The following is an 18,505-nucleotide window of genomic DNA, read 5'->3' on the forward strand; positions in this document are numbered from 1 at the left end:
CGCACCGATACGTGGATCAGGATTTCACTCAGCGGCTGGCCTTCGGCACGTACGACGATGCGCTGCGGATGGTCGGCGCGAAGAGCGAGCCCCGCACCGCCGCGACCGCGGTCAGCGCCGCACGCATCCAGCTTTTCGCCGCGATGGTCCGCGACGGCAATCGCTCGTATTGGGATTCCGAATTCGCCCGCATGCAATGGGGGGGCCTGCTCGCGCCACCGGCGCAGTTGATGGGCTGGCTGATCGCACCGCCATGGCAACCGGGGGGTAGGAGGGGGGCTTCGTTGATCGCCCTGCGGGTGCCGCTGCCCGGCACCACATTCATCAACGCGGCCAACGAGGTTGAGTTTCCACTCCCCATCGTCGAAGGCGACGTGCTGACCGTCGTCGACGAACTGGTTTCGGTGTCACCGGAAAAGCGGACCCGGCTGGGCGTCGGCCATTTCGTCGAGACGCTGGAGACCTATCGCCGCCAGGACGGGACCGTGGTAGCCACCTGCCGCAACACCTTGTTCCGGTTCACTCCGGCAGCGTCCACGTGAGCGCCGACGGCCTGGACTGGCACCAGATCACCGTCCCCGTCGACCTGCCCGAGGTGATAGACCACATCAGCTATCAGCGGGTGGTGGAGAACGCCGGAGCGACGTGGGACTATTTTCCCGGCCATTTCGATCCGGAATACGCTCAGGCTCAGGGTAACCCGACGATCTACGTCAACACGATGCACCTGGCCGGATTCGCCGACCGCGTCGCGACGGACTGGGCCGGCCCGCGCTCGCGCGTGGTGCGGCGGTCCATGCGGCTCGCCGGGCCGGTGTATGCCGGTGACACGATTATCGGTCGGGGCCGCGCCATCGCGAAGCGCAGGGACACCTCGGTGGATCCGCCGCGCTGCCTGGTCGACGTCGAAATCCAGGTGACCAATCAGCACGGCGCGCTGTGCTGTCCGGTCGAGCTGACCCTGCAGGTGCCCGACTCCCCGCGCGCCGGCGATGGATGACGCCGGGGAGTGGCACTTGGCGGCCTGCCGTCGCTTCGGTGAGGCGGTCGCCGCGGCGAATGGCAAGTGGGACCGTCCATCCCCGTGCGACGAGTGGGATGCCCGAGGAGTGCTCGAACACGTGATCGGGTTTCATGACGTGCTCGTGTTGCGTCCGTTGGGGCTGAAGCCCGATCGGCCGCGCGACGACCCGCAGGCGCGCTGGCGACTCACCTTTGACTCGCTGCCGGCGGCTTTCGGATCCGGCCGAGCGACACAGCTCGACGAGTCGCGCTTGATACCGAACCTGACCCGCGACGTCCTGGTGCACACCTGGGACCTCGCCCGGGCGGTGGGCGCCGACGACGGCCTGGACCCCGCGTGGTGCGAACTGTTCTGCGCCGGCCTACCGGACGATCCGCACGCCTTGGCCGCCACCGGGATGTTCAGCGCGCCCGTAGCTACCGGCGACGAGCCCGACACGCAGGCACAGCTTTTGGCCCGGCTTGGCCGCGACCCGTGGTGGCGGCCGGAGATCTCGTAGGCGCGGCAGCTGCTCGGGGAAGCTGTTTTTGTCGGTGGTGACTGCGATGATGGCGGCATGTCTTCGACCGTATCCGTGGGCGCCGTCGGAGCGAATCCTGGTGAGCGTGTTGAGGTGTTGTTCGAGGAGTTGGCGGAGTTGTCCGGTCAGCGCAATGCGATTGATGGGCGCATGGTGGAGATCGTGGCCGAGATCGAGCGCGACGACTTGTGTGGCATTACCGGCGCGCGGTCGGTGCCGGCGTTGGTGGCCTGGAAGACCGGGTGTTCGCCGGCGAACGCCCACACGATCGCCACCATCGCGAGCCGGCTCGAGGAGTTCCCCCGCTGCGCCCAAGGCATGCGGGAGGGCCGGTTGTCGGCCGATCAGGTCGGGGTGATCGCGGCACGGGCGGGTGAGGGTTCTGATGAGCATTACGCAGAGCTTGCCGCGGTTGCGACGGTGAACCAGCTGCGTACCGCCGTCAAGCTGGAACCGCGACCCGAACCTGAATCGCGGCCCGAGCTCGAGCGCTCGATCACCACGACCACCAAAGAGCAGGGCAGCTGCTATCGGATCACTCTGGGCCACCATGACGCCGCGAAGTTCGACGCCGCCTTGGCGTCTCATCGTGATGCGCTGATCGCCGAGTGGAAGCACGATCGCGGTGACGATGCGGGCACGTCAGATCAGCGGCCCCCGTTGCCGACCACCGTCGAGGCGTTCATGCGCTTGGTGGAGGCTGGGTGGGACGTCGAGGCCACCCGCCGCCCGCACGGGCAGCACACCACCGTGGTAGTGCACGTCGACGTCGAGCAGCGCGCTGCGGCACTGCATTTGGGGCCGCTGCTCACCGGGGCCGAGCGTCGTTACCTGACCTGTGATGCCACCTGTGAGGTGTGGTTCGAGCGACACGGCGAGGTCATTGGCGCCGGCCGGGCGACTCGGCTGATCAACCGGCGGCTTCGCCGTGCGCTGGAGCATCGCGACCGCTGCTGCGTGATTCCCGGTTGTGGTGCCACGCGAGGTCTGCACGCCCATCACCTGCGGCACTGGGAAGACGGCGGCCCCACGGAGTTGGGCAACCTGGTGCTGCTGTGCCCTTATCATCACCGGTTGCACCATCGTGGGGGCCTCGATATCACCGGACCGGCAAACGCACTCGTGGTCACCGACGACGCTGGGCGAGTGCTGAGCCCGGGATCGCTGGCGCGCCCACCGACGAAGCCGCCGCCCGCGGTGGCGCCGTGTCCGGGACCGACCGGCGAGCGCGCCGACTGGTGGTGGTACCAACCCTTCCAACCCCATCCACCACCAACACAACTAGCTTGATGCAGCACCCGACGGTAAAGCATCGAAGCTCAATACGTTGCAGCACCGAATAAGTCATACATGCGCGGCCGCCAACCGCATCGTTGGCATCGGACCCGACAACCGCAACCCTATAGGGGCGGCAGCTGGCCCTTACAGATCAGCGTCTGCAGCTCGACGTACTCGTGCAGCCCCTCAGGCCCGAACTCTCGCCCGATGCCGGACTGCTTGAAGCCGCCGAACGGTGCGCCGATGTCGAGCGTGTACATGTTGATGCCATAGGTTCCCGTGCGGACGGCGGCCGCGACGTCCAGACCGTGCTGGATATCGGCCGTCCACACCGAACCCGCCAGGCCGTAATCGGTCTCGTTCGCGATGCGGACCGCATCGTCCTCGTCGCGGTAGCGAAGCACGGTCAGCACCGGACCAAAGATCTCCTCCCGGGCGATGCGCATGTCGTTGTTGGCGTCGGTGAACAGCGTCGGCTGCACGTACCAGCCGCGCTCGGACGGGCTCTTCTCGCCACCGAGCACGACGCGGGCACCTTCGCTGCGGCCCGATTTGATGTAGTCCTGCACACGGCGCTGTTGGCGTTGGGCCACAAGCGGTCCGATGTCCGTCGACTCGTCGGCCGGATCGCCGACATTCAGCGTGGACATCATGTCGGCCAGCGCGTCGACGACCTCGTCATGTTTGCGGTCGCTGACCAGAATCCGGGTCTGCGCGACGCAGGCCTGGCCGTTGTTCATCAGGCCGGCGGACTTCAGGCCGGCCACCGTCTTGCCGATGTCGGCGTCGTCGAGGATGATCGCCGCGGACTTGCCACCCAACTCCAGGCTCACCCGCTTGAGCTGCTCGCCACACAGGGCGGCGATCCGGCGGCCGACTGCGCTGGACCCGGTGAACGCGATCTTGTCCACCCCGGGATGACGCACCAGCGCCTCCCCGATCTCGGGGCCTCCGGGTAGCACCGACACCACGCCTTCCGGCAGCCCGATCTGCTCGATCATCTCGGCCAACCACAAAGCGTCCAAAGGGGTTTCGGGAGCAGGCTTGATGATGACCGTGCAGCCCGCGATCAGCGCCGGGATCAGCTTGGGCATGATCAAAAATTGCGGCACGTTCCACGGCACGATCGCCGCGACCACCCCGACAGGGGCCCTGCGCAGATGTACTTCGCCGAGCACACCCTGGCGGCGTTCCTCCCACGGGAACTCGCGGGCGGCGGCCAGCGACAGGTGGATCAGCGCTACGGCGGCCGCCCCCTGGCCCATCCGGCTGAAGCTGCGCGGCGACCCCATCTCGTCGGTGATGAGATCAGCCATCTCGTCGGCGTGGCCGGCGTAGATCGCGGCGAGCTGTTCGACCTTGGCCATCCGGTCGGCATGGCTCATCCGTGGCCACGGACCGTGATCGAACGCCTGCCGTGCGGCGGCGACGGCGGCCTCGACATCCTCGGGCCCCGCGACTTGGACGTGCCCGACCGGCTCTTCGGAATGCGGCGAGATCACGGCGAGCTGCTGGGGATTGGCGGGCTTGCGCCACTGGCCCCCGATGAACAACTCGTTATAGGAGCGATGGCCGGAAGTCTCTGTCATCGGGGCACTTCCTCAGGGGATCGGACTGTGGCCGCATTTTCGCTATTCACGCTAACATAGCGAAAAAAGCAGCGAGGCCCCATATGACCAGCGATTGGCGCAGTTACCCGTTTCAGTTGGTGCCCGGCGACGGCCAATTGGAGTTCCCCTCCGCCGAGGGCGAACACCCCGACCAGGAGTCGGACACGTGGTTCATCGCCGGTCAGCTCGACGCCGCCGAGACCGATCGATCGTTCGCCTTCCTGACCATCTTCAACAAGAACCGGCCCGGGGGAACGGTCGTCGCGGACTTCTACACGATGGCGCTGTTCGACCTCGACACCGGTGATTACGGCACCTTCACCGATTACGACATGCCGCCGGCCAATATGGAGCCCGGCGCCCAGCGCAAGCTGACGATGGCGGTGGGCCACCTCGACATCAACTACCACAGCAGCGCGGGGACCGCGTCGTGGACGACCAGCCGCGACGGCGATGGAGAACTGCTGCCGTACACCTACCGCGTCAGCCTGGTCGGACGGGATCAATCCGGTCGGCCCATGCGGCTGGATCTTGCCGTAACCCCAACGCGCGCACCGACACCGGTGGGTGCATCGACCTACAACGGAAAGATCGTCTGCTTCGGTCAAAACGACACCTACTCTTATTTCCAGACCGGCATGGCGATGACCGGCACCCTGCGCTGGGGAGACGTGGTCCAGCAGGTCTCCGGGACCAGCGGGCACGTCGATCGGCAATGGTTCCCCAAGTACGCCGGCGGCGGGGGATCCGGGGGAGACCCGCGGGCCAGGTCGCATGAATGGCGCACGATCAACTTCGACAACGGGGTCGACCTGAGCATCTGGCGACAGTTCGACCGCGCAGATGGCAATGCGCTGCAGCCGTTTACCGGTATTACCACAAGCCACCCGGACCCCGCGATCGCGCCGGAATGTGCCGAAGACATCGAAGTCACGGTGAGTAGCTACGTGCGGTGGCCGGAGGCCATTCGGCCCCTGGTGCGGCCTCTCGCGCCGGCCCGATACATGCCGGATCGGCACCGGATCACTTGTCCCAGTCTGCAATTGGACCTCATCGGCGAGCCGCTGGTGGCGGCCCCGGCACACGGGCTGCCGATCGAGTACATGGAAGGCCCCTATCGCTACCAAGGGAGCATGTGGGGAAAACCGGTGACGGGGTTCGCGTTCAACGAACGCTCGCTGGCGCTGTACCGGGATTGGGAACTGGTGGAAGTACTATCGACCACCGTCGCGAGCCTGGCACCGCCGGAACCCGAATTGCAGGCCATGGTGGATCAGATCGCGCCGCTGGTGGCGGCAGGCCGACGCAAGGACGCCGCCAAACTGCTGTCCGGCTCGGTGGCCGTCGAAAATGACACGCTGGCAAAGCTTCTCGACGATCTGGTCGCGGTCCTGTCAGCCGACGTCAGCTGACCGCGACAGCGCCCGGGCCCACGCGATGTGACGATGCTGCAACCCGGGCTCGTTGCGGCCGAACACCAAGTGGTCGCGGACTCCGGACTCGAGGTTGGCTTGCAGCCCCTCGACCAGCCGGTAGTCCTCGTCGCGCACGGTGGCGTGCGCATAGTCGAAGACGGCTTGGGCGCCGGCGGCCATCGATTCGTCGGCGAGGTCCTGCGGTGTCGCGTTCTGGTGGACGGTGATTGACCGACCGGGCCGATCCCCGGGGTAGACGCGGAACAGTTCACCGTTGGCGATGGTCACCGACAGCACGATGTTGGGGAACAGCGCATAGATCACCACCATGTTGTGGAACGGATTCCACTGATCCTCGGGCACATCGTCGAGCTCCAGAATGGTGTTGAGCGGGAAGATCAGCCGATGGTGCGGCCCGTAGGAGTCGAAGACCGTGCAGTTGCTGCGTGCGATGGTGGCGAACGTCTGCTGGTGGACCGTGGCGAAATGGTAGTTTTCGGCGAATGTGTCGATGGCCAGTTTCCAGTTGATGGGGGAGTCCAACACCTTCTCGCCCAGTGGTGACCAGCGCCCGATGCCCCACGAGTCGAGCTCCTCGGCGAGCGGACCCAGGTGTCCGGCCACGTCCAACGTGGATCCGGGATCCAATGCCACCCAGAGGAATCCAGCGAATTCGGTGGCCGGGAGTTCGGTCAGACCATCGGACTTGACCGTCACGTCCGGGAATCCCTCGCGTCCGGGAACCGCCACCAGGCGACCGGTGTTGTCGTATGTCCAGGCGTGGTAGGGGCAGGTGAACCGCTTGGCGGCGCCGCATCCCGTCACCACCTGCGACTGGCGGTGCAGGCACACGTTGTTGAACGCCTTCACCGTTCCCTCTGACGTTCTGGTCAACACGATGGACCGGCCCATCACCGTCTTGGTGCAATACGCACCCGGAGCGGGAAGTTCGGAGACGTAGCCGACCAACTGCGGACTGGCGAGCAGCATGGCCCGATCCCGGTTGTGCCGTTCGATACCCGTGTAGTCACGCGCGTCGACCGTGTGCTGCGTCGGAGCGAGATCGGTCGTCTTGTCCCGCGCCAACTTCAACGCGCGCCGCGTCAGGTCGATGAGTTGGTCGTGTTCCATCCGCCCAGTACAGACCTTGTGACAGTTGTAAGGTCAAGGGGTGGTTGAGCAGTTGCTGATCGGCGACGTCACCGCCTTGACCGGCATCGCCTCCGGCCGTATCCGCCATTACGAGAAAATCGGATTGCTGCACGCGCAGCACCTGTCCAACGGCTATCGGGTCTTCGGCGTCGAGCAGGTCCTCGACTTGTTGCGCATCGACCTGATGCGAAGCCTCGGCGTGGGTATCAATGACATTCAGCGGTTGATCGAAGGCGGGCACAGCACGCTGGCGGGCCTGCTCGACCAGCACCGCGCGCTACTGATGCAGCAACGGGAGCGGCTCGACCAACTGATTCAAGCCATCGATGCCGCAACCGGGTGCGGCGGCGCTGATCCCAGCGAACACATCCTGCACCGGTTGGCCACCACGCACCGCGACAGCATCGGCGTGATCGGGCGGCTCAGCGCCCCGCTGCCGGCGCCCGTCGCCGCCATGTACGCCGACTTGTTCGACGAGTGGGACCTACCGGTCCCCGCTTTGTTCGGGCAAATGGTGCTCCCGCCCGCCGCCAGCACCCTGCTGTCGCAACTGGCCGAAACCCCGGGCCGCGACACGCTGTTCGATCGGTTGCGCAACCTGGCCGCCGACATCATCGGGTTGGGCGAAAGCAAAGCCGCGGCGCGAGAGCTCGCCTGTCGTTGGATCGACCACCAGCTGGCAGACCCCCTGCCGGCCGACGTGGTTCGCGTGCTGCGGGGCGTGCAGCCGCTGCTGGAACGCGACCCGGTGATCGTGCAGGGATTCCGCGCTTGGGCAGGATCGATCAGCCCGGCGGCCGCCCACTTCATCGATGAAATCGCTCGGCAGATCGCCCGCCGCGGATTGGAAGCCGTGAGCGTCATCGTGCTGCCCGTCCGCCACCCGGTTCAAACGAACGATGCGGCACCGTGATGCAGATGTGACTCGCGTGATCAACGTGGTATATGGGGTTTCTGTCGTACTCTGTGGCGTGTGTCCTCCGTTTCACGACGCGACCTGCTCAAATTCGCGGCCGCAACCCCGGCCCTGCTTGGGATGGGCGTCGCGGGCGCGTCGCTGCGCGCCCCGACGGCGTCGGCGTCGCTCGGCACCCTGCTGGACTATGCGGCCGGAGTCATTCCGGCCAGCCAGATCCGGGCGGCCGGCGCGGTGGGGTCGATTCGGTACGTGTCGGACCGGCGCCCAGGCGGCAACTGGATGCTCGGCAAGCCGATCCAAGTCGGCGAAGCGCGCGACCTCGACAGCAACGGGCTCAAAATCGTGTCCTGCTATCAGTACGGCAAGGCCAGCACCGCGGACTGGCTGGGTGGTGCCAACGCCGGCCTGCAGCACGCGCAGCGTGGGATGCAGCTACACGCCGCGGCCGGCGGGCCGGCCAGCGCGCCGATTTATGCCTCGATCGACGACGACCCCTCATACGAGCAGTACAAGAGCCAAGTGGCGCCCTACCTGCGTTCGTGGGAATCGGTAATCGGCCATCAGCGCACAGGCGTGTACGCCAATTCGAAAACCATCGACTGGGCGCTGCACGACGGATTGGGCTCCTACTTCTGGCAGCACAATTGGGGCTCGCCCAAGGGTTACGCCCACCCGGCGGCCAATCTGCACCAGGTTGAAATCGACAAACGCACTGTCGGAGGAGTCGGGGTGGACATCAACGAGATCCTCAAGCCCCAGTTCGGGCAGTGGGCCTAGCGCCCGATGCGGTCGGCCGGCGCGGCCGGGGCGCGGCCTCTTAAAAATTCCAGCAAACACTCGTTCGCTCATTTTCCGGATGCGCACGGGCGGCCGTTCGCCGTCAGCCACGGCCGGCGGCGCCGCGACGCCGCTGTGTGACCAAAAATTTTTATGTAACGATTCGATAACAAGACAGCTTTGATCTGCGCAGTTATAGCTACTCGACCGTAACCACCTGCATGCAGCGGGTTTGTTGATCGGCTCCGCGCCGTCGGTGAAACCGCGTGTTACCCAGGACACGGTTACCCATGCGTAGAACTCACCAGTAACCGATCAGCACGCAAAACGAGGGCCGATCCTTATGACACTCTTAGTGCAGCCGATGGAGTCCGTCGCGCCGCTCAGCGCCACCCGAGCGGTCCGCCGACAACACACCGGCCGGCCGTTTCCCGGCTGTGATTCGACGCGGAATCAACAGGACCCCGCCCTGCGGTGGTGAACCGCCAGACGAACGAGACCTAAAGACGCATACAGGGGAGACAGACAAGGTGACGATCCACGAGCACGATCGGGTGTCCACTGACCGCGATGGGCGGGGCCCGCAGGGGAGCAAAAACCCCCAAGCCGGGGACACCGTCGCTCTTGTCGACCGACTGACGGCCGGCGAGCCCTATGCCGTGGCATTCGGCGGCCAGGGCAGCGCCTGGCTGGAGACCCTCGAAGAACTGGTGTCGTCGGCCGGCATCGAGTCCGAGCTGGCAACGCTGGTTGGTGAGGTCAATCTGCTCCTGGAACCGGTGGCCAGAGAGCTGGTCGTGGTGCGGCCGATCGGCTTTGAGCCGCTGTCGTGGGTGCGTGCGCTGGCGGCCGAGGATCCGATCCCCTCCGACAAGCACCTGACTTCGGCCGCGGTGTCGATTCCGGGCGTGCTGCTCACCCAGATCGCCGCGGTGCGGGCGTTGGCGCGGCAGGGCATGGACCTGAAGGCGACGCCGCCGGTGGCCGTCGCAGGACATTCCCAAGGGGTCCTCGCCGTCGAGGCGCTCAAGGCCGGCGGTAGCCGCGATGTCGAGCTGCTGGCGATGGCCCAGCTGATCGGTGCGGCCGGGACGCTGGTGGCCCGTCGGCGCGGCATCTCGGTGCTTGGCGACCGCCCGCCGATGGTGTCGGTCACCAACGCCGATCCCGAACGCATCGGCCGGCTGCTCGACGAGTTCGCGCAGGACGTGCGGACCGTGCTGCCGCCCGTCTTGTCCATCCGCAACGGCCGCCGCTCGGTCGTCATCACGGGCACCCCGGAACAGCTGTCCCGCTTCGAGCTCTACTGCCAGCAGATCTCGGAGAAGGAGGAAGCCGACCGCAAGAACAAGCTACGCGGCGGCGACGTCTTCGCGCCGGTCTTCGATCCGGTGCAGGTCGAGGTGGGCTTCCACACGCCCCGGCTGGCCGACGGCATCGACATCGTCGGTGGCTGGGCCGAGAAGGTCGGCCTGGACGTCGGGCTGGCCCGGCAGCTGACCGAGTCGATTCTGGTGCGCCCGGTCGACTGGGTGCAGGAGATCACCCGGGTCAACGACGCCGGGGCTCGCTGGATCCTGGACCTGGGGCCCGGCGACATATTGACCCGGCTGACCGCGCCGGTGATCCGTGGTCTGGGTGTGGGCATCGTGCCCGCTGCGACCCGCGGCGGACAACGAAATCTCTTCACCGTCGGTGCCGTTCCCGAGGTGGCGCGGGCCTGGTCGAGCTACGCTCCCACGTTGGTCCGCCTGCCCGACGGCAGGGTCAAGCTCTCGACGAAATTCACCCGGCTGACGGGCCGCTCGCCGATCCTGTTGGCGGGCATGACCCCGACCACCGTCGACGCCAAAATCGTGGCCGCCGCGGCCAACGCCGGACACTGGGCGGAGCTGGCCGGTGGCGGGCAGGTCACCGAGGAGATCTTCGCCGACCGCATCGAGCAGATGTCCGGGCTGCTGGAAGACGGTCGTACCTACCAGTTCAACGCGCTGTTTCTGGACCCGTACCTCTGGAAGCTGCAGGTCGGCGGCAAGCGGTTGGTGCAGAAGGCGCGCCAGTCGGGCGCGGCCATCGACGGGCTGGTGATCAGCGCCGGCATTCCCGACCTCGAGGACGCCGTCGACCTGATCGAGGAGTTGGGCGAGGTCGGCATCAGTCACGTCGTCTTCAAGCCGGGCACCGTGGAGCAGATCCGCTCCGTCATCCGCATCGCGACCGAGGTGTCCACCAAGCCGGTGATCGCACACATCGAGGGTGGACGCGCCGGTGGCCACCACTCCTGGGAAGACCTCGATGATTTGTTGTTGGCGACCTACTCCGAGTTGCGGTCGCGCTCCAACATCACCGTCTGTGTCGGCGGTGGCATCGGCACGCCGGAGCGGGCGGCCGAATATCTGTCCGGACGCTGGGCGCAGGCATACGGCTTCCCACTGATGCCGATCGACGGCATCCTTGTCGGCACCGCGGCGATGGCGGCCAAGGAGGCCACCACGTCGCCGTCGGTCAAGCGGATGCTGGTGGACACGCAGGGGACCGATCGGTGGATCGGCGCCGGAAAAGCCTCGGGCGGAATGGCTTCCAGCCGTAGCCAGCTCGGCGCGGATATTCATGAGATCGACAACAGCGCGTCGCGGTGCGGCCGTCTTCTCGACGAGGTCGCCGGTGACGCGGATGCCGTCGCGGAGCGTCGCGACGAGATCATCGCGGCGATGGCCAACACCGCCAAGCCGTACTTCGGCGACGCCGGTGAGATGACCTACCTGCAGTGGTTGCAGCGCTACGTCGAATTGTCCATCGGGGACGGTGATTCCACCGCGGACACCGCGTCGCCGGGGAGCCCCTGGCTGGCCGACACCTGGCGCGACCGTTTCGAGCAGATGCTGCAGCGGGCCGAGGCGCGTTTGCATGCACAGGATTTCGGTCCGATTGAGACGCTGTTCGACGGTGCCACCGACGACGGTGCGCGCCTGCTGGAGAATCCTTCCGAGGCCATCGCCACCCTGCTCACGCACTACCCCGATGCCGAGCGCGTGCAGCTGCATCCGGCCGACGTCCCCTTCTTCGTCTCGTTGTGCAAGCTGTTGGGCAAGCCGGTCAACTTCGTGCCGGTGATCGACAAGGATGTGCGGCGGTGGTGGCGCAGCGATTCGCTGTGGCAGGCGCACGACGCGCGCTACGACGCCGATCAGGTGTGCATCATTCCGGGTACCGCCGCAGTCGCCGGCATCACCCGGATGGACGAGCCCGTCGGCGAACTGCTGGACCGCTTCGAGCAGGCGGCCATCGACGAGGCGCTCGCCGCAGGTGCGGAACCCACGGCCGTCACCTCACGGCGGACCGGCCGCGCCGACGTCACCGGGCCGCTGGCCGTCGTGCTGGACGCCCCCGATGTGCAGTGGGCCGGCCGCACCGCGACCAACCCCGTCCATCGAATCGCCGATCCCGCCGACTGGCTGGTGCATGACGGGCCCGAGAGCCGCCGCGCCACGCATTCGTCCACCGGGGCGCAGCTTCAGGTCGACGGCGACCGCGTGGTGCTCAGTGTCCCCGTGTCGGGCACGTGGATCGACATCCCATTCACGTTGCCGCCCAACACCGTTGATGGCGCGACTCCGGTGGTCTCCACGGAGGATGCCGCCACCGCCATGCGGTCGGTCCTGGCCATCGCCGCGGGCGTCGACGGGCCCGAGTTCCTGCCCGCGGTCACCGACGGAACCGCCACCGTCACGGTGGACTGGGATCCCGAGCGGGTCGCCGACCACACCGGTGTCACGGCCACCTTCGGAGAACCGTTGGCGCCCAGCCTCACCACCGTGCCCGACGCGCTCGTGGGACCGTGCTGGCCCGCCGTATTCTCCGCGATCGGCTCGGCCGTCACCGACGCCGGTGTTCCGGTGGTCGAGGGCCTGCTGAGCCTGGTGCATCTCGACCACGCCGCCCACATGGTCGGCAAGCTGCCCAACACCCAGTCGCAATTGACGATCAGTGCAACGGCTTCGGTGGCCAGCGACACGGACATGGGGCGCGTCGTTCCCGTCTCGGTGACCATCGCCGACACCGACGGTCAGGAGATCGCCACCCTGGAGGAGCGTTTCGCGATCCTGGGGCGCACCGGCGCCGCCGAACTGACGGACCCGACGCGCGCGGGTGGTGCGGTCTCGCAGAACGCGACCGATACCCCGCGCCGCCGCCGCCGCGACGTCACCATCACCGCCCCGGTCGACATGCGCCCGTTCGCGGTGGTCTCCGGTGACCACAACCCGATCCACACCGACCGGGCCGCCGCGCTGCTGGCCGGCCTGGAATCGCCCATCGTGCACGGCATGTGGCTGTCGGCCGCCGCGCAGCACGCGGTGACCGCCACCGATGGTCAGGCGCGCCCGCCGGCGCGGCTGATCGGCTGGACCGCGCGCTTCCTGGGCATGGTGCGGCCCGGCGACGAGGTCGCGTTCCGCGTCGATCGCGTCGGAATCGACCAGGGCGCAGAGGTTTTGGAGGTTGCTGCCCGGATCGGATCGGACCTGGTGATGTCGGCGACGGCACGCCTGGCGGCCCCGCACACGGTCTACGCGTTCCCCGGACAGGGTATTCAGCACAAGGGCATGGGCATGGACGTCCGGGCCCGGTCCAAGGCCGCCCGCAAGGTGTGGGACAAAGCCGACAAGTTCACCCGCGACACGTTGGGCTTCTCGGTCCTACACGTGGTGCGCGACAACCCGACCAGCATCATCGCCAGCGGTGTGCACTACAACCACCCCGAGGGCGTGCTGTACCTGACCCAGTTCACCCAGGTCGCGATGGCCACGGTGGCCGCGGCGCAGGTCGCCGAGATGCGCGAGCAAGGCGCGTTCGTCGAGGATGCGATCGCTTGCGGTCACTCCGTCGGCGAGTACACCGCGCTGGCCTGCGTGACCGGCATCTACGAGCTGGAAGCCCTGCTGGAGACGGTGTTTCACCGCGGATCGAAGATGCACGACATCGTGCCGCGCGACGAGCTGGGCCGGTCCAACTATCGGCTGGCGGCCATTCGGCCCTCGCAGATCGACCTGCCCGACGACCAGGTCCCCGAATTCGTCGCCGGAATCGCCGAAAGCACCGGCGAATTCCTGGAGATCGTCAACTTCAACCTGCGCGGGTCACAGTATGCGATCGCGGGCACCGTGCGCGGCCTAGAGGAGCTCGAGGCCGAAGTGGAGCGGCGCCGCAAGATCACCGGCGGCAAGCGCTCGTTCATTCTGGTGCCCGGAATCGACGTGCCGTTCCACTCGCGTGTGTTGCGAGTCGGTGTGGCGGAGTTCCGGCGGTCACTCGACCGAGTGATGCCGCGCGATAAGGATCCCGATGTCATCATCGGGCGCTACATCCCGAACCTGGTGCCGCGTCCGTTCACCCTGGACCGCGACTTCATCCAGGAGATCCGCGACCTGGTGCCGGCCGAGCCGCTCGATCCGATCCTCGCCGACTACGACACCTGGATTGCCGAGCGCCGGATCGAGATGGCGCGCATCGTCCTCATCGAATTGCTGGCATGGCAATTCGCCAGCCCGGTGCGCTGGATCGAAACCCAGGACCTGCTGTTCACCGAAGAGGCCGCAGGCGGTCGTGGCGTGGAGCGGTTCGTCGAGATCGGCGTGAAGTCCGCACCGACCGTCGCCGGCCTGGCCACCAACACCCTCAAGTTGCCCGAATACGCGCACAGCACAGTGGAAGTGCTCAACGCCGAGCGCGACGCGGCGGTGCTGTTCGCCACCGACACCGACCCCGAGCCTGAGCTCGAGGACGAGCCGGAGGTGCCCGCCGAAAGCGCGTCGGCGCCGGAGGCGGCGGCGGCCACCCCGGCTCCCGCCGCGGCGCCGACCGCGCCGGCGGGCGCGGCCCGGCCCGACGACATCGGATTCGACGCCGCGGATGCCACACTCGCGCTGATCGCGCTCTCGGCCAAGATGCGCATCGATCAGATCGAGGAGCTGGACTCCATCGAATCCATCACCGACGGCGCGTCGTCGCGGCGCAACCAGTTGCTGGTTGACCTGGGTTCGGAGCTGAACCTCGGGGCCATCGACGGCGCCGCCGAAGCCGACCTGGCCGGGTTGCGCGCGCAGGTGACTAAGTTGGCACGCACCTACAAGCCTTATGGCCCAGTGCTTTCCGACGCGATCAACGACCAGCTCCGCACGGTGCTGGGGCCGTCGGGCAAGCGGCCCGGTGCCATCGCCGAGCGGGTCAAGAAGACCTGGGAGCTGGGCGAGGGTTGGGCCAAGCACGTCACGGTCGAGGTCGCGCTGGGCACCCGCGAGGGGACCAGTGTCCGGGGTGGCGCCATGGGCCACCTGCACGAAGGCGCACTGGCCGACGCCGGGGCCGTCGATAAGGCGATCGATGCCGCGGTGGCTTCGGTCGCCGCGCGGCGCGGCATCGCGGTCGCGCTGCCGTCTTCTGGCAGTGGTGGCGGCGCGACCATCGACGCCACCGCACTGGGCGAGTTCACCGACCAGATCACCGGCCGCGACGGCGTGCTGGCCTCGGCGGCCCGCCTGGTGCTCAACCAGCTGGGTCTGGACGACCCGGTCAGCGCTTCGCCGGCGGCCACCGACGCCGAGCTCATCGACCTGGTCACCGCCGAACTCGGCGCCGACTGGCCACGCCTGGTCGCGCCGGTGTTCGAGCCGAAGAAGGCCGTATTGTTCGACGACCGGTGGGCCAGCGCGCGCGAAGACCTGGTCAAGCTCTGGCTCAGTGACGAGGGAGACATCGACGCTCGCTGGGGAGAACTGTCCGAAAGATTCGAGGGCGCAGGCCATGTCGTGGCCACGCAGGCCACCTGGTGGCAGGGCAAGGCCCTGTCCGCGGGCCGCCAGATCCACGCATCGTTGTACGGCCGCATCGCGGCCGGCGCCGAGAACCCGGACCCGGGACCGTACAGCAGCGAAGTCGCCGTGGTGACGGGCGCATCCCGGGGCTCGATCGCCGCGTCGGTGGTCGGGCGACTGCTCGACGGTGGTGCCACCGTCATTGCCACGACGTCCAAGCTCGACGACGAGCGGTTGGCGTTCTATCGCGGGCTCTACCGCGACCACGCCCGGTTCGGCGCGGCGCTGTGGGTGGTCGCGGCCAACATGGCGTCCTACTCCGACATCGACGCGCTGGTCGAGTGGGTGGGCACCGAGCAAACCGAAAGCCTTGGGCCGCAGTCGATTCACATCAAGGACGCCCAGACCCCGACGCTGCTGTTCCCGTTTGCCGCGCCGCGGGTCGCGGGTGATCTGTCCGAGGCCGGCTCTCGCTCCGAGATGGAGATGAAGGTGCTGCTCTGGGCGGTGCAGCGGTTGATCGGCGGGCTGTCGAAGATCGGCGCCGAGCGTGACATCGCGTCGCGGCTGCACGTGGTGTTGCCCGGTTCACCGAACCGCGGAATGTTCGGCGGTGACGGCGCTTACGGAGAAGCCAAGTCGGCGCTGGACGCCTTGGTGAGCCGTTGGCACGCCGAGTCCTCGTGGGCGGCACGGGTCAGCCTCGCGCACGCGCTAATCGGTTGGACCCGCGGCACCGGGCTGATGGGCCACAACGACGCCATCGTCGATGCGGTCGAGGAGGCCGGCGTCACTACGTACTCGACCGACGAGATGGCCGCAATGTTGCTGTCCCTCTGCGACATCGAGTCCAAGGTCGCCGCGGCCGCTGCGCCGATCAAGGCCGACCTCACCGGCGGGTTGGGCGAGGCCAACCTCGACATGGCCGAGCTGGCCGCCAAGGCCCGCGAGCAAGCCACCTCTACATCTGACGACGAGGCCGAAGGCTCCGGGGGCGAGGACACCATTGCCGCGCTGCCGTCTCCACCGCGCGGCTTCGCCCCCGCACCGCCGCCGGAATGGGCGGACCTCGACGTCGACCCGGCCGATCTGGTGGTCATCGTCGGTGGCGCGGAACTGGGCCCCTACGGCTCGTCGCGGACCCGCTTCGAGATGGAGGTCGACAACGAACTGTCGGCGGCGGGCGTCCTCGAGCTGGCCTGGACGACCGGCCTGATCCGCTGGGAGGACGACCCGCAGCCCGGTTGGTACGACACCCAATCCGGCGATCTGGTCGATGAGTCGGAGCTGGTCGAGCGCTACCACGACACCGTCGTCGAGCGCTGCGGCATCCGCGAATTCGTCGACGACGGCGCGATCGACCCCGACCACGCCGCGCCGCTGCTGGTGTCGGTGTTCCTGGACAAGGATTTCGCGTTCGTGGTGTCGTCGGAGGCCGACGCGCGCGCCTTCGTCGAGTTCGACCCGGAGCACACGGTCATCCGGCCGGTGCCCGAGTCCAGCGACTGGCAGGTCATCCGCAAGGCCGGCACGGAGATTCGGGTTCCGCGAAAAACGAAGCTGTCGCGGACCGTTGGTGCGCAGATACCGACCGGGTTCGACCCGACCGTGTTCGGCATCAGCCAGGACATGGCCAGCTCGACCGACCGGGTGGCACTGTGGAACATCGTCGCGACCGTCGACGCGTTCCTGTCGTCGGGATTCACCCCGGCCGAGTTGATGCGGTGGGTGCACCCGGGCCTGGTGGCCAGCACGCAGGGCACCGGCATGGGCGGTATGACTTCGATGCAGACGATGTATCACGGCAACCTGCTGGGCCGGAGCAAGCCGAACGACATCCTGCAGGAAGTTCTGCCGAACGTCGTTGCCGCCCACGTCATTCAGAGCTATGTCGGCAGCTACGGCGCGATGATCCACCCAGTGGGCGCGTGCGCGACCGCGGCGGTGTCGGTCGAGGAGGGTGTCGACAAGATCCGTCTCGGTAAGGCGGAGCTGGTGGTCGCCGGCGGATTCGACGACCTGACGCTGGAAGCCATCATCGGCTTCGGTGACATGGCGGCCACCGCCGACACCGGCATGATGCGGGGCCGGGGCATCGACGACTCGAAGTTCTCCCGGCCCAACGATCGACGCCGGCTTGGATTCCTGGAGGCCCAGGGCGGTGGCACCATCCTGTTGGCGCGCGGCGACCTGGCGCTCAAGATGGGCCTGCCGGTACTGGCCGTGGTGGCCTACGCGCATTCGTTCGCCGACGGTGTGCACACCTCGATCCCGGCGCCGGGGCTGGGCGCGCTGGGCGCCGGTCGCGGTGGCAAGGATTCGCTGCTGGCGCGGTCGTTGACCAAACTCGGAGTGGGTGCCGACGACGTCGCGGTGGTCTCCAAGCACGACACGTCGACCCTGGCCAACGATCCCAACGAGACCGAACTGCACGAGCGGCTTGCCGACTCGCTGGGCCGTTCCGAGGGCGCTCCGCTGTTCGTGGTGTCGCAGAAGAGCCTCACCGGGCACGCGAAGGGTGGCGCGGCGGTCTTCCAGATGATGGGGATGTGCCAGATGCTGCGCGACGGGGTGATCCCGCCCAACCGCAGCCTGGATTGCGTCGACGACGAACTGGCCGGCTCGGCCCACTTCGTATGGGTTCGCGAGACGCTGCGACTCGGGGACAAGTTCCCGCTCAAGGCGGGGTTGGTGACAAGCCTTGGATTCGGCCATGTTTCGGGTCTGGTCGCGCTGGTGCACCCGCAGGCATTCGTGGCTGCGCTCGACCCGGAGCAGCGTGCGGACTACCAGCGGCGCGCGGACGCACGCGTGCTCGCCGGCCAACGGCGGCTCGCGTCGGCGATCGCCGGCGGCGCGCCGATGTACGAGCGGCCGCCGAACCGTCGCTTCGACAGCGACGTGCCGGAGAAGCGTCAGGAGGCGGCGATGCTGCTGAACCCGGATTCGCGCCTGGGTGACGGCGAGGCTTACCAGGTCTCTGCCGGATGACATCGGT

General features: G+C 67.5%; 10 protein-coding genes. 8 read left to right on the forward strand and 2 right to left on the reverse strand.

Annotated features, from left to right (window positions below; all coding sequences use genetic code 11):
• The first annotated feature begins 11 nt into the window (after positions 1–11).
• The 4 genes from AC5Y4H_RS13615 to AC5Y4H_RS13630 are packed head-to-tail and all read left to right on the forward strand — an operon-like array spanning position 12 to position 2,834.
• Positions 12–542: an FAS1-like dehydratase domain-containing protein gene (locus AC5Y4H_RS13615; RefSeq protein ID WP_499982457.1), complete on the forward strand. Its 531-nt coding sequence runs from the start codon at positions 12–14 to the stop codon at positions 540–542.
• Complete coding sequence (locus AC5Y4H_RS13620; protein ID WP_499982458.1) at positions 539–1,000, forward strand: MaoC/PaaZ C-terminal domain-containing protein; 462 nt, start codon at positions 539–541, stop codon at positions 998–1,000. Before AC5Y4H_RS13615 ends, AC5Y4H_RS13620 begins: the two co-directional genes overlap by 4 nt.
• Complete coding sequence (locus tag AC5Y4H_RS13625; protein WP_499982460.1) at positions 993–1,523, forward strand: maleylpyruvate isomerase family mycothiol-dependent enzyme; 531 nt, start codon at positions 993–995, stop codon at positions 1,521–1,523. Before AC5Y4H_RS13620 ends, AC5Y4H_RS13625 begins: the two co-directional genes overlap by 8 nt.
• 57 nt (positions 1,524–1,580) lie before the next feature.
• Positions 1,581–2,834, forward strand: coding sequence for an HNH endonuclease signature motif containing protein (locus AC5Y4H_RS13630; protein WP_499982461.1), 1,254 nt, complete (start codon positions 1,581–1,583; stop codon positions 2,832–2,834).
• Positions 2,835–2,944: 110 nt separating this feature from the next.
• Here the strand turns inward: AC5Y4H_RS13630 and AC5Y4H_RS13635 are convergent, their stop codons facing one another.
• Positions 2,945–4,411, reverse strand: a complete 1,467-nt coding sequence (locus AC5Y4H_RS13635) for an aldehyde dehydrogenase (RefSeq protein WP_499982463.1) — start codon at positions 4,409–4,411, stop codon at positions 2,945–2,947.
• 83 nt (positions 4,412–4,494) lie between these two features.
• On the opposite strand from AC5Y4H_RS13635, the gene AC5Y4H_RS13640 reads away from it, so the two are divergent.
• The gene (locus tag AC5Y4H_RS13640) at positions 4,495–5,844 is read left to right on the forward strand and encodes a lipocalin-like domain-containing protein (RefSeq protein ID WP_499982465.1); all 1,350 of its coding nucleotides are present in this window, start codon (positions 4,495–4,497) and stop codon (positions 5,842–5,844) included.
• Here the strand turns inward: AC5Y4H_RS13640 and AC5Y4H_RS13645 are convergent.
• A complete protein-coding gene (locus tag AC5Y4H_RS13645) occupies positions 5,827–6,978 on the reverse strand; it encodes an aromatic ring-hydroxylating oxygenase subunit alpha (protein WP_499982466.1) in 1,152 nt (383 codons plus the stop codon). The two genes, AC5Y4H_RS13640 and AC5Y4H_RS13645, sit on opposite strands and share 18 nt — an antisense overlap.
• Before the next feature lie 40 nt (positions 6,979–7,018).
• Between AC5Y4H_RS13645 and AC5Y4H_RS13650 the strand changes: the two genes are divergently transcribed.
• The 3 genes from AC5Y4H_RS13650 to AC5Y4H_RS13660 all read left to right on the forward strand — a co-directional run bounded on the left by AC5Y4H_RS13650 (position 7,019) and on the right by AC5Y4H_RS13660 (position 18,498).
• On the forward strand, positions 7,019–7,912 hold the full coding sequence (locus AC5Y4H_RS13650) for a MerR family transcriptional regulator (protein ID WP_499982467.1): 894 nt from the start codon (positions 7,019–7,021) through the stop codon (positions 7,910–7,912).
• A gap of 60 nt (positions 7,913–7,972) precedes the next feature.
• Entirely contained in the window at positions 7,973–8,695 is a 723-nt protein-coding gene (locus AC5Y4H_RS13655; RefSeq protein WP_499982469.1) for a DUF1906 domain-containing protein, read from the forward strand.
• 530 nt (positions 8,696–9,225) lie between these two features.
• Entirely contained in the window at positions 9,226–18,498 is a 9,273-nt protein-coding gene (locus AC5Y4H_RS13660) for a fatty acid synthase subunit beta domain-containing protein (RefSeq protein WP_499982471.1), read from the forward strand.
• Positions 18,499–18,505 lie beyond the last annotated feature (7 nt).

This window comes from Mycobacterium sp. NGS58 (assembly GCF_059812385.1).

Excerpts from the sequence above, each read along its gene's own strand:
- AC5Y4H_RS13625 (WP_499982460.1), top strand. The coding sequence starts at position 993 with ATGGATGACGCCGGGGAGTGGCACTTGGCGGCCTGCCGTCGCTTCGGT.
- AC5Y4H_RS13630 (WP_499982461.1), top strand. The coding sequence starts at position 1,581 with ATGTCTTCGACCGTATCCGTGGGCGCCGTCGGAGCGAATCCTGGTGAG.
- AC5Y4H_RS13635 (WP_499982463.1), bottom strand. The coding sequence starts at position 4,411 with ATGACAGAGACTTCCGGCCATCGCTCCTATAACGAGTTGTTCATCGGG.
- AC5Y4H_RS13640 (WP_499982465.1), top strand. The coding sequence starts at position 4,495 with ATGACCAGCGATTGGCGCAGTTACCCGTTTCAGTTGGTGCCCGGCGAC.
- AC5Y4H_RS13645 (WP_499982466.1), bottom strand. The coding sequence starts at position 6,978 with ATGGAACACGACCAACTCATCGACCTGACGCGGCGCGCGTTGAAGTTG.